General features: G+C 62.4%; 11 protein-coding genes, 1 tRNA gene and 2 rRNA genes. 9 read left to right on the plus strand and 5 right to left on the minus strand.

Annotated elements, in window-relative coordinates; all coding sequences use genetic code 11:
• The 5 genes from WC597_RS12000 to WC597_RS12020 all read left to right on the plus strand — a co-directional run.
• Nucleotides 1-159: ribosomal RNA gene (locus tag WC597_RS12000) — 23S ribosomal RNA — on the plus strand; the annotation flags it as partial.
• A gap of 174 nt (nt 160-333) precedes the next feature.
• Nucleotides 334-448 (plus strand): 5S ribosomal RNA (gene rrf, locus WC597_RS12005).
• A 106-nt stretch (nt 449-554) separates the two neighbouring features.
• Nucleotides 555-631: transfer RNA gene (locus WC597_RS12010), tRNA-Met, on the plus strand.
• A gap of 221 nt (nt 632-852) precedes the next feature.
• Nucleotides 853-1,455 carry a hypothetical protein gene (locus WC597_RS12015; protein ID WP_372693533.1) on the plus strand — a complete coding sequence of 201 codons (603 nt, stop codon included), beginning with the start codon at nt 853-855 and terminating at the stop codon, nt 1,453-1,455.
• 18 nt (nt 1,456-1,473) lie between these two features.
• Nucleotides 1,474-2,076 carry a hypothetical protein gene (locus WC597_RS12020; RefSeq protein WP_372693534.1) on the plus strand — a complete coding sequence of 201 codons (603 nt, stop codon included), beginning with the start codon at nt 1,474-1,476 and terminating at the stop codon, nt 2,074-2,076.
• Between the two features lie 202 nt (nt 2,077-2,278).
• Here WC597_RS12020 and WC597_RS12025 read toward each other — a convergent pair whose 3' ends face one another.
• The 5 genes from WC597_RS12025 to WC597_RS12045 form a co-directional block, all read right to left on the minus strand.
• Entirely contained in the window at nt 2,279-6,088 is a 3,810-nt protein-coding gene (locus tag WC597_RS12025; protein WP_372693535.1) for a hypothetical protein, read from the minus strand.
• A complete protein-coding gene (locus WC597_RS12030) occupies nt 6,085-7,272 on the minus strand; it encodes a Fic family protein (RefSeq protein ID WP_372693536.1) in 1,188 nt (395 codons plus the stop codon). The genes WC597_RS12025 and WC597_RS12030 overlap by 4 nt, the downstream gene beginning before the upstream one ends.
• 232 nt (nt 7,273-7,504) lie before the next feature.
• Nucleotides 7,505-8,518 (minus strand): hypothetical protein, encoded by a 1,014-nt coding sequence (locus WC597_RS12035; RefSeq protein WP_372693537.1) that lies wholly within the window; start codon nt 8,516-8,518, stop codon nt 7,505-7,507.
• Nucleotides 8,519-8,544: 26 nt separating this feature from the next.
• Nucleotides 8,545-9,408, minus strand: coding sequence for a HEPN domain-containing protein (locus tag WC597_RS12040; RefSeq protein ID WP_372693538.1), 864 nt, complete (start codon nt 9,406-9,408; stop codon nt 8,545-8,547).
• Nucleotides 9,409-9,479: 71 nt separating this feature from the next.
• Nucleotides 9,480-9,620, minus strand: a complete 141-nt coding sequence (locus WC597_RS12045) for a hypothetical protein (protein WP_372693539.1) — start codon at nt 9,618-9,620, stop codon at nt 9,480-9,482.
• A 914-nt stretch (nt 9,621-10,534) separates the two neighbouring features.
• Between WC597_RS12045 and WC597_RS12050 the strand changes: the two genes are divergently transcribed.
• The 4 genes from WC597_RS12050 to WC597_RS12065 all read left to right on the plus strand — a co-directional run bounded on the left by WC597_RS12050 (nt 10,535) and on the right by WC597_RS12065 (nt 12,000).
• Nucleotides 10,535-10,906, plus strand: a complete 372-nt coding sequence (locus WC597_RS12050) for a hypothetical protein (protein ID WP_372693540.1) — start codon at nt 10,535-10,537, stop codon at nt 10,904-10,906.
• Nucleotides 10,903-11,343, plus strand: coding sequence for a hypothetical protein (locus WC597_RS12055; RefSeq protein ID WP_372693541.1), 441 nt, complete (start codon nt 10,903-10,905; stop codon nt 11,341-11,343). Before WC597_RS12050 ends, WC597_RS12055 begins: the two co-directional genes overlap by 4 nt.
• Nucleotides 11,340-11,594: a sigma-70 family RNA polymerase sigma factor gene (locus WC597_RS12060; RefSeq protein WP_372693542.1), complete on the plus strand. Its 255-nt coding sequence runs from the start codon at nt 11,340-11,342 to the stop codon at nt 11,592-11,594. Before WC597_RS12055 ends, WC597_RS12060 begins: the two co-directional genes overlap by 4 nt.
• A 181-nt stretch (nt 11,595-11,775) precedes the next feature.
• Nucleotides 11,776-12,000 carry a helix-turn-helix domain-containing protein gene (locus tag WC597_RS12065; protein ID WP_372693543.1) on the plus strand — a complete coding sequence of 75 codons (225 nt, stop codon included), beginning with the start codon at nt 11,776-11,778 and terminating at the stop codon, nt 11,998-12,000.
• The last annotated feature ends 178 nt before the right edge of the window (nt 12,001-12,178 follow it).

Genomic DNA, 12,178 nt, shown 5'->3' on the forward strand with positions numbered 1-12,178 from the left:
TATGGAATAGATAACCGCTGAAAGCATCTAAGCGGGAAACTAACCTCAAAACAAGGCTTCGCTGAGGATCGTGGAAGACTACCACGTTGATAGGCCAGGTGTGGAAGTGGGGCGACCCATGAAGCTTGCTGGTACTAATAATCCGATCGGTTTGATCGTTTCTCAGCAAAACTCATTCGATGATCATCCTTGACCAGATGATCGTCACGACAATGTCTTCTTCAATCTTGCTCGCTCTATCGGCCCCCAGGCCTACTTGAGAGCGGTCGGCCTCAAGTAGCGCGCAAGCGCTATAGGCCCAGCAAGATGCAATCCTTCTGTCCGCCCGGTTGACCTGGTGGCTATGTCGGAGGTTCCCCACCCGATCCCATTCCGAACTCGGTCGTTAAGCCCTCCAGAGCCAATGGTACTTCGTCTCAAGGCGCGGGAGAGTAGGTCGCCGCCGGGTCTACCTGGCGGACAGAATGATTGCTTTATGCTTGCCCTATAGGCCTTCGGCCTACGTGAAGGCAGCACTTCTCGAACCGTTCTTCCTTCACGACACTACCGTTTGCCGCGGGATGGAGCAGCCCGGTAGCTCGTCAGGCTCATAACCTGAAGGTCGTAGGTTCAAATCCTACTCCCGCACCCAAGATTTAGCCCGCTATTCCAATAGGATAGCGGGTTTTTCTTTGCCCGAATTCCGCACCCCAAATCCACCCGTGGAAGCCACGTGGAAGCACCCGGCGCGCAAGCCTACGCACAGCGGGGCTTTGGATCACAATTTGGGGAAAGCGAGATTGAAAGCGAGGGTGTCCTCCCATCGCAGTTTGCCCGTAGCATCGACACCGGCATCTTGGGCGGCGTGGTTACGTGAACAACGATTGGTTAGAAGTCATAAAAATTGCGCAAGCTCTCGCGGGCACCGTACTGGGGGGTGGTCTCGTCCTGCTTGGCGGCTGGTTGTCTGACCGAAGGAAGGCGCGCTTGGAGGACTTAGCGCGCGAACTTAGACAGCGGGCGCTTCTGACTGGGATGTTCGCTATCCGAAATCACATTGCCGCTAGATTGATCGAGTGGTCCTCGGAGGGACATCTCTCGCGGTTGGAGCCTTTGAGGACGGCGCAGGCCTATGTCCATCGCCTAATCGATAAGACCCCCGGCGAGAGTGAACTGTTGATGATTACCGTCATACAGGTCGGCTTGAAGCTCGATACGTTAATCGCGACTCTTGACCGTCGTTTCGATGATCCGAGCTTGAAGGTGCAGGAACAGTTGGCTCGTCTCTTAACCCTTCAAGCCGACGAACTAAGCCAGAGCTTGGATCAGTTCGATATCATATCGGGGCGAGAACTTATTATCCTCGGTTCCGACGATCTCCCCGACCTCTGTGATACGGCCGGTGTTCATGATGGGCTTGCCGGTGCCGGCCGCAGGCGCGACGACGGTGCTCAGCCTGGTGTTGGGACGACGTGACAGGCGATGGAGCCAGCGATGAATTGGATTCTCACCAAACTAGAGACTTGGCAAGCACGGTTGGCGACCGGCATCGCAATGATGAGCGCGTTAACTGCTTTTTTCTGGCCAGAGGCCGGCTGGGAGTTCGATTGGCCTGCATTCTCAGCCCTAATCGCGAGCGTCTTGCTGTGGCTGCTCTCCACCTTGAAAGGAGCGGTGGAAATTCACCCAAGCGATGTGCAGTTGTTCACGAACTTCCGCGCACTCGTCACTGACGCCGAGCGGGAATTCCTGAAGGAGTATGATTTCGCAACTCCCTTCCATCGGGATCGTTGGCGTGGGGTTAAGGAAGTCTCTGTGACTTGGGATGACCCTCGGCATGACTTCATAGATCGGCGGGTCCAGGCGAAATGGAAGGCGCTCCGAGCTCAACTGGTCGTATTTCGAGATCTCGTGGTTGGGACTACGGCACCGCTTCGTGGGTCCGACATGCAGACCGTCTGGCTGCGCGGGGAGGGGGAAGACAACATGTCTGCTGGGACGCGGGAAGAGGCACGGGCGTTGAATGCGGCAGCTTCAAAAGCGGTCGAGCTTCTTGATGAGTTCGAACATACAGCAGCCCGCCGACTGCGAACGTAACCAGGGCACACCCGCCTCTGCGGTTGGATGGGCGACCCAAATGCGACGTGCGCTTAGCGGCCGCTCGTCGGATTACGAAGCTGTTTTGCCCAAATTCCGCACCCGAAACTACCCTTGGAAGCCCTGTGGACGCCCCCTGCGGCCAACGACTAACTCAAGGGCAGATCTCCGAGCCGGAGTTTCAGAGGCCAAATCTTGGTTTTCAGTCTCTCGACGCCTCGGCGTACCCCGCCGTGCGCGCCAAACTCGCCGCTTCAAGAACCGACATCGGCTTCAGGTCGCTGTCGGCGACAGCATGATCATGGGCGCGACGCCGCAAATAGGGTCGATAGCTAGGATCCGGATGGTTGGCGGCTAGCACCTTCAGGACCTCATGCGTCTCCGGCCCCTGGATGTCGACCAGCATCGCGATCAAGCCGTTGCGGGCGTCCTGGGCGTAGTCGCGGGCGGTCGGGCTGTAGACGCCTTTGTTCCCGCGCTCGATATCGTCCTCCGCGCGAACATGGCGGTGTGCGAGCGTGTAAAGCCGGGCGAGATGCTGAGGGGTCCGGAAGCTGCGCACACGACCCTCGTCGTCCGCCCGGCCAATCGGCAAGCTGTTGAGAACTTCCAGCGCGAGGGTGTCCGCTGTGTCGGGGGGCAGGGTCGAAAGCTTATGCTCCAGCGCCTGTAGTCCCGGTCCGGCGTCAACGTCGATCCAGAGGGCGTGCCACAGCGCGGATTGATCGGCCGGAGTGGCCCTGTCCAACACCCGAGCCTCGGCTAGCGCGGCTAGGTCGCCTGGGGCGGTGCCCGTATTGGTCAGGATCGTGCGGCAATATCGAAGCACTTCCAGATTACGCACCTGATGGCCGGATAGCCAAACGAGCAGTGCCGGCGCCAGATCTCCATGGAGCCAAGGTGCATGGTAGACGATATCGTGCAGCGTGCGCCCGGGATCGTCGTTCTCAAGCTCCCAGACCAACTCGGACCAGACGAGCGCGAACCCGGCTTGCGGATGGGCGCGGTAGAGCGGTTCGAACCATCGGGGAAAGCCGTTCAGTTCCCAGAAGCCGTAACGCAGAGCGTGTCCCGCCTCCGCCTCCGGCAAGGTGTTGAGGCCGCGCCCATCTTCGCCTGCCTCAATCTCCAACCCCGCCATGGCGAAGAGCAGCGCGGCAGGAAATGAGTTCCGGTCTGCACCCTCGGAGCGAAGACCGGGATGATAGGCTCGCCATGTGTCTCGAGCAGCGTCGCGATACGCCTCGGCAACCGCTTGGCCGAATTCCGGAATAAGCCGCTGCCAATCCGCACCTCGGCCGCGCGCCTTGCGGGCGCCGCGATCAACCGAATTGAGGAGTTCATACTGCCAACCGGTCACCTGGCCCGGCTCGACCCCGACAGGTTGGCGGATGGCTTCCGGGTCGGCCTTGACCCGATCGATCCACTGCGCACGCCGGTCAGCGCGGACCTGCTTGGCTCTGGTCCGGCGCCGCTTGTATCGACGCTCGGTCGCCCTCCACGCCCTTGCGGTCTCATCCCGAACCGGATGTTTGAGCTGCTCAAGCACCGACTCCAGGTTCGGATCTCCGACCACCGCACCCTCGAGGCGTTTAAGCCACGGACGCGGCCGGCCGTTTTCGCGATAGGTTCGATGGCAGCGATGGAGCGCGACAGACCGATCGTTCGCCGTGGTCCGCGCCCGTATCCAACCGATCGTGCGGTCGAAACTGGCGGCGTCGAACGCCCAGAAATGTCCGATCCACGTCGCCGGCCAGTCATCCGCCAGCCGTTTGCCGTCCGCATCCATGGTGCGCCGACGATCCTCTATCGACCGCCAGAACAGAGCGTCGTTCAATTCAGGCCAGCGCGGAACCAGCGTCTCCAAAACGGCCTGATGTTTCGAAACTTCGCGATCCGTCCACTGGCGCAACGTCCGGACATTGATCATGACGTTGATCGACGAAGGCGCGAGGCTGGCTTTCGCGCGGGCCGAAACGAGGTGTCCTACAGCCTGGACAGCAGAACCCATGAGCCACTGATTGGATTTTGACACTCGGCAATCGCCGCGCTCAATGTGGGGCTCAGCGCCCAGCAGTCGATCCAGTCCGTCCACCAGCGTGGCCAAAGGCTGGGTCGGAGCATCATCGCTGTGTACCGGCAGCCGGTCGATGAATTGGCCCAAGGCCTGCGAAAGCCCCGTGACCGTATAACGCTCGGCCGGTTCCAGCCGAGGCATCGTGTCCAGAATCAACTGAACGGTTTCCAGAGTCGGCGTGGCACCGTCGATCAACTCGCCGACGAGTTGACGCGGAACGAGACTGTCCTGCTCAAGAAGCGCACGCCAGAGCGCTTTTTGATGCCCATCGCCCGCAGCCGCCACAGCCCTTGCGGATACGATCCTGGCGTAGTCCCCACGGTCCGGATCCAGGGCGATGGCCTGAAGTGCCGGCGCACAAAGCGACATGCCGCCTTGCCAGGCGACGCGGCCGAGGAAAAAGATCACGCTGTCGTCGTGGCCGTGGCGGTCGATCAGATCGAGCGTCACGGGCTCAAGATCAGGCTCCGCGATCCGGGCGACTGCCGCGTTGTCCCCCCCGGTTCCATGGCTGTCGACGTTGAGGATCCGGCCGACGACGCCGGAGAGGATGGCTTGACGCACGACGAGCGGGAGGCGCGCGACATCGCCCCCTTCGGTGCCGATCTGGGGCTCCAGGGCCAGCGCCCGCTCCCGGATCTTGTCGTCCAGAAGGATCAACCACGGCAGGATCGGCCGTAGCCTGGGGACGATCACAGCCTCGCCGTATTGAGACTTGAAGATGAGCGCCTCGACCGCGTCCTGGTTTCCGGCGGCGATCAGATCGCTCAGGCATTCCGCGGCAAGAAGTTCGCGGACCTCGCGATGCCTGAACCGGACGGCGCGGTAGATCGGGTCGTCAAAAATCCCGAGCGAAAGCAGTTTGACGATATCGCCATCCGTCCACCCCGTGAGAACCGCGCGGGGGTCGATCGCGCTCGGTCCGGCTTCGCCGTCGCCGGGAATCCAGATGTTGGCCCGACCCGTCAGCAAGACGACGAGCGCAAGCTGGCGGGCCGCGGCGAGCGCGCGGTTCATGGGCAGGACAGCACCTGGCAGAACCCCCGGCGGCGGCGTCAGCCGTCGGACCACTCCGCCCTTGAGAACCGACAAGCGGCTGCTGAGCGCCTTGCCTTCCTCCCATTCCGCGATGATGTCTTCCAGATCGAACGGCCGCCGAGCGAAGGAATGGAGATTTCGTCGCTCTATTTCCCGAAGCAGGCCGTCGACGTCCGCGACGCCGCGGTGTCCGGCGAAAATCCGGATGTCGTCGTCCTGCAGGGGAGCCAATCGGTAAAGACTCACCGCCGAGGTCGCGCCGTCCTCTTTGGAGTCTGCATCGTCATAGACCAGGCCCCAGTCCTCATCCGTCGGATCGCTCCAGCCCGCTTTCCCGTCTGTTTCGGCCTCCGCATGCGCACGCGGGGCTTCATAGGGGAGCCTCTCCTCGATCATCTCGCGGTCGAGCTTCCCCCTCCAGGCGTACGGACGGCTGGAGACGTAAACGAATGCCCTGTGTCGGGCGTCGTGAATCCGGGCCGAGAAGGTCCGGATGGCGGATTCGAACGCCCGGGGTTCCTCCAGTCGCGTCTCGTCGACCGAATCCAGGAAAAACCAGGCGTCATGCGCGCCGCCGAGCCAAGCCTCGAACTGCTCGGGCGTCCCGGCCTCGAAAGCCGAGCCGAAGGCTGCATCGATGTCTTCGATACGAATGAAGAAGGCGGCGCGGCCCTTCGCCTGCTGGCGTTCGGCCTCGGCCTTCAATTCAAAGGTCTTGCCGGCCCCCGCATCGGCGAGAATCACGACACGGCGCTGCTCGAGGAGCTTCGGCCATCTATGGGTTTCGGCCCCGTACATCGCCCCCCACACGTCGTCGATCAATCCGTCCTCCGAGGGCTCGTACGCCGCCGGCAACGTCGTGAAGCTGCGGATCAGCGGAACAGGCTTTGTTCTCATGATCGGGTCTCGAGATCGGCTGGATAGAGACGGGGGAACCAACGCTCCACTACATCACTGGGGAAACCCAGCCGAAGGGCGGAGCGGTGACTGGTCGCCACCAGCATGCCGCGGTCGATCAGCGCCGAGGTGATCTTGCGCGCCGCCCGCTCCTCATAGCCCGTCAGGGCCTGAACCCTCGCCCGTTCAACCTCGCCGGACATGGCAGCCTCACGAAGGACCAGGAAGCTGCCCTTTGGCAAGCGACGACTCCGGATCTCCTCTTCGATATGGATCTCCATACGGCGGAGGAGCGCCTCAGGCTCGAGCAACTCCGACATGAAGGCGACCTGGTCGCGCGAGGTTTCGAGGAAGAATCTGCAAAACGACATCAGCCCCGTCTGGGTCAGATTGCCTCGTCCGTCGCGATCGCCTTGCCGGGGCGCGTCGGCGAAGGCCAGCAGTTCTTTGTATCGGGTCTCGTTTCGAGCGAGGCCTCGAGCCACGGACCATAAACTCGTTCCCACCCCAAGCCGCTTCAACAAGGCATGCGACATCAGCCGAGCAACGCGGCCGTTGCCGTCGACGAAGGGATGGATCCACAAGAAGCGGTGATGCACGGCGCCGACAGACTGGATCTGGCGAAAGCGGCTGAGGGGCGGCGAGCCGTAGGCCTGGTCGAATCGTCCGAGGAAGCGCGGCAGGTCAGCGTGGTACGGCGGGACATGCTTGCCAACGATGACATCGTTCTTGCGAAGCTCTCCTGGAACGAGCCGAATGAGTTCGCCGGTATCGGGATTCTTCACCCACCGCATTTCCGCGGGCAGCAGCTTGCAAAATTCTTCGTGGAGCCACCGCCCGTAAGTGGCCGTCGCTGGCCAGACTCCAGGATCCTGGTCGTCGTCGATCAACCTCTGCACATGGATGTGCGCAACCGCCTCCTGCTGAAGCTCGCGCTGCTTGGGTTCTGTCGAAAAATCGTTGGCGAGCGCCCGGTCGATGTCGCGCGGGTGGGTGTCGTGGCCCTCGATAAGATTGGAATAGTAGCAATTCATCGACCGGACGAGATCGCCGACGGACTGCAGCATGATGGGGTGCATCCGTCCCGCCAATCGGTTGGCGTCCGCCAAAAGCGCAGCTGCGCCGTCCTCCAAGTCGGTGGCGGCCTCTTCTGGGAGCATGGGTTCCATGGCGGACACGTTCATGCCGCCTATTATGCCGGTTGCGAGGCATGTGTATAGTCCAGCCAGAGCAACGAAAATCAAAGGGCAATTGAGGCGTTTGTGCCGGTTTAAATGCCGGTTAACGTGCCGCACAATCAGCTTAAAAATCGAAGGTGTGCGGGTGAGAGGGATGACCTAATCGTCCACCCCGACGGTGTGGCTCCCAGTCGCGTTGCGGACCGGGCGGCAGCGTACAGATCGACTTGGTCCAGCTTTATCTGAGCGACGGAGGCTGGGGCTCATCGACGATGTCTGCCGAGGTGATGACAATCGGGGTCGAAGCGTAGGACGCCACGGCGGCCAGGTCCGCCGCCAGCTGGAACATCTGCCAGTGCAGTCTGACGAACTGGGTGAGGGCGTCGACAGTGTCCGGACCCTCGAGGCGCCGGGGGATCGGGAGGACCAAGGTCCTGACCTCGCCGTGTCGGGTCGCGGACGCGGCCAGCCTAGGCGCCGACTCGAAGCCCCGCGCGCCCATGGGGCCCCGATGTAGGAAGAGGTTCCGGTAGTCCGTAAGCTGTTTCAGCCAAGGATCTTCCGCATCGGCCCAGCCTCTGGTCAACGCGACCGCGGCCGGCTGCGATGCCGCTGTCCTGCGCGCGTCCGCGCCGAGCCAGTCGATCAGCCGCGCCAGGCTGTCCTTGCTGGTGGGCGCACCCAGCTGACGCCCGACGATGGCCGCCAGATAGTCTCGCGCTGCGCCCATCTCCGCGACGAACGAGTGGATGGCCAGGTGCAGGTCGGCCAGCGGGATATTCTCGAATGGATGGCCGACCTCGGCGCCGTTGGTTAGAGCCGACAGCAGCTGCGCCCCATAGCCGTCGGAGATGTCGCGCAGGCGGATGTCCGAGGCGCGCAGGCAGACGGAGACGTATCGCGCAAGCGCGCTGTAATCCTCGTCCGCGGCGGCAGCGGCATGGTGGGCGATATTGCCCCAGAGCTCGGTCGGCAGGCCGGAGGTCGCCTCCAGCCCCACAAAGGGCCTCCAAATCCGCGTGGGCAGGTGTGGATCACCCAAGAGGGTTTCATCCGCGCCGAAGGCCCGGACGCGGAGCTCGGCGGCGACGATACTTATATGCGTTTCAGGAACGGGCCCCATCTCGACGAAGGCACCGTCGACCCGCAACGGTCCTATCAGCCACCCCGATCCTTGCCGGCGTCCCCGAAGCCCGCCCGTGAAATGCAGTTCGTCCACTATCTGGACGGTATGGGTGCGGATGGGCGGCAAGGTGGGCTCCCCTGGCGGTCTCGGTGTCAGCCGAGGCCCGGATTGAAGCGGGCGCCGGCGTCGCGCAGCCGGTTGACCAGGGACAGGGATGCGCCGTGTGCGGCAAGGGCTTCGTCCTGCGTGCACGGCTCCTCGCCATAACGAATGCCCGGCGTGCACTGGATCGCGGCGAGGAGCTCTGGCGCGTCCAGATTGATTCCGAGCGGGCCAAGCTCCCGCGCCAGTTTGGCGAGCTCGTGGGTGAACTGGAACTGTCCGCCGTGGAGGGCGATCGCCGCCTTGAGCGTCTTCTCGGCGGCCTGCAGAGACGCCCATTTGGACTCGCCGTACCGGCCCCGGTTGCTCATCAGGGTGGCGACGGCGGTCGCATGATCGCCTCTGGCCGATTGAAGCAAGTCATGGGGCGTGGCCTCAAGACAGTAGCTCGCCCAGAGCGCCGTCATGAACGCCTGTTCCGCTCCCTTCAGCGCGGCGTCGGACAGCCGCGACGCCTTGGTCGGCGTCATATGCTCGATCAGCTGCAGGATATTGGCCTGGAGCGGAGGCCGGCCCGAGGTCGTCTCGGGCAAGAACTCTCGCGAGACGCCGAAGGCGACGCTGCCGAAGATGCGCGGCACTTTCAGGAGGTAGAGATCGCCGTCGAGGCGCACCACCGTCCGTCCCGGACACATGTCGATCTTGAGCCGATCGCCGTAGGTGTCATCGTACCAGCGACGGATGGCGAGGCTCAGCGGCGCATAGGGGCGCAGTTCCGGCGGCAGGCGGTTCTCATCCGTGACCGCGATCGGCATCGGAATGCCGTAGCGGACGCTGACCTCGCTTCCCGCGCGGATCGGTCGGTCGGCAATCGGGAAACCTTTTCGGGTCAGGGCGGCGTCGATATCCGCCATCATCGCCTCAAACGCGGGTCCGACGTGAGGCGGCGGCGGAGGGCTCGCGGCGAATTTGCTCATGCTGGTGCTCACGCCCAACCGGCGACGTTCCGCCGGAGCTCAGCGAGCTTGGTCTCGCTGACCGTGGCGAACCTGTCCTCGATGATGCCGTCGTACAGTTCGAACTCGCGCTGTTTGGGAGGCGGCAGTTTGCGGAGGGAGCCCTTCATAGCGGAAGTCTCGGCAATGCCGGCCTTGGGCGCAAGAGCCGAATTCGCTCCAATGCCATGGTCGCGGGAGCTCTCGAAGCGCGCCTGACAAGGCTCGACCGTCACCTGCTCCTCGGGCGCCAATAACCTTAATGAGGCGTGGGCCTGCATCGCTTGGCGGTTCACATGCACGGACTGTTTAGTGAGTGGTCGATTAGTTGCTGGCGAGCCCTCGGCGATTGAGAGCAAGATAAAAGCCGCAAGGTGCGGGCGGGGTTGGGGGCGAAAACAGCGAGCATTTCCAGTTATATGCGACAAGGCACGCCGTGACCCCTCACCTTTGAAGTGTGTCTATGTCTTTGAAGATGAGGGCCAAAATGCACCTTCTTCGCGCGCGCATACCGGAATGACGCCACGCCAGTGTCGGCCGGTCAAGGGTGCCGTCGCCGTTGTTTCCGTGATGGGGCGCAGTCCGCGCCCCTTCCTACAGCCCTGCACTGCTCCGGCTAAGAGCTGCAATGCGATGTTGCTGGCGATCAGGCCTTCAGCCGGACCCCAGGTCCACCGACGGGATCAGCGGATAGAAAGATTACGCCCGCCTGTTCGAGGGCTTTCTGAACCGCATGGACATTTTCAGCGGCGCTTCGGCCGGGACCTAGCGCGCTTTCCATTCGCCTGATCGTCGGAAGGGACAAACCTGTTTCCGAGGCAAGCCGAGGCCCACTCCAATCAACAAGCGCTCTCGCGGCGCGGATTTGGGCGGCTGTCAGCATGGCGTGACACCAAAAGTAAAATACGAGACGCTTTTGGATTGACTATTAGAGTGGTGCATGATACTAATGGACTAATACACACCTCGCGCGCCGAGTCATGCAGTCACGTCTTTGACGAGGCGTGCGGCTGCATGCCTCCGGTTCATCAACGGAATAGGCTCAATGTCGATTCAGTCTTGGCACCAAAACTGGCTGGCTCTGGACGACCAGCACAATCGCTACCTCGAAGCGTGGTGCGAGCTGAATGGTAGGCTGGAGCGGCAGCCAGGGTGGTTCGCCCTATCCGACGCCGAAAAGGACGCTGCGCAACATGCCAGCGGCCTGTCCGAAGTGGAGGCGCTCCTGCGTATCCTGCATCGACGGCTTGGTCGGTCATTGCGCAAGATTCCTATCAGTCCGAGTCGCGACTTCGATGCCGTGTTGGCGAACCTCCGCGTTGCCGAGCGGCTAAGTCCTCCAGAAGAGAACGCGGTGGTCCACGGGATACTGAGGCGAGCGGTTCGCGACCTCGATGTGATCCGAAGGGCGTCATGAGAAATCGGCGGCGCCGCGAGCCAGATAGGGCGCTCGCTCGCGCCTTCGTCAGGAATGCGCGAGCCTTCCACGAGATGGGGCAGGCGGCTAAGGGCCGGGAAGGGTCGTCATCCGCCTACTACGTAGCCATCGCCATCGAACTCGGCCTGAAGGCATATCTCCTGCATCGCGGCTTCTCTGACGATTGGACTCGCGTCTGGCTCCGTCATGATCTTAGCAAGGCGCTCCGCTGCGTCAGGATGCTGGGGTTCGAGGCTGTCCCTGGAGGCATTGCCGAACTCGCTGCCGTGCTAGGTCCGCTTTATGGGTGCGGTGCCCTGCGCTCAGGAATCAAGCCAAGCCTCCCGCTTCTGCCCGAAGTCGTCGATCAAACCATCTGCGACCTTTTGAGCGCGGTTGAGGCCGCGATAGCGATCGTGAACGGGACCGATCAATGAGCCTGCTGCCATCGCAGTTGGACGACGATGAGCGCGAGCGCCAAGTTCTTGTTCGGGCGATCCGGCGGCTCCCTCGCCACTATCGGGATGTCTTCGTCCTCCATCGCTTCGCCGGAATGCCTGTGGAGCAGATCGCCGACCGTCTGGGCATCGAGACCAGAGCGGTCGAAGCGCGTCTGGGAGGGGCACTCGGACGCCTGAGCCGCGCCGTCGAGCAGGCGGGCGATGGGGGGGCTCCTGAATGCGAATGAGGGTCTAGGGCAGGATAGGCTTTGCGCCGGCATTGTCAGACAAACGCCGATCATTAGCCGATGAGCGAGCCAGCGGCGCGCTCCCCCGTTCGCTTGGTGCCCGCAGTCTCACGGTCGGATGCCTCGGGATTTCTTCGGATTTGGAAAAGGAGGAATCGTGACTGGGTAGGAGCGCCCACCCATGTCCCGCCAAGGTCTTGAACAACTGCGATACCTGCGGACCGCTGAGGCTGCGGCGCTCCTGCGCCTCTCTCCCCGCACGCTTGAGAAGTACCGAGTGCATGGGACAGGTCCAGCTTATCGAAAGGCGGGCGGCACGGTGCTCTACGTAGCTGACGAACTCATCAGCTGGGTGGAGTCTAGCCGTCGTGGTTCCACAGGGGATGACCAAGCCCGCGATTACTAGAGGTCTCCAGCCTCAGCTGCACCATGTCGAAGCCAGCGAGTTCTCGGTAAGACCGACTCTGACTCGTCTCAGACGCTTGCAAGGTCTGCTTTCGGCCTCCCCCCGGAGGCAACCTTGAACCGGCAAGATAACAGGACATTGTTTATCTAAGTTCGAAAGCCGGGTCGGATCAGCTGAA

The organism is Brevundimonas sp. (assembly GCF_041648115.1).
Classification (GTDB): domain Bacteria; phylum Pseudomonadota; class Alphaproteobacteria; order Caulobacterales; family Caulobacteraceae; genus Brevundimonas.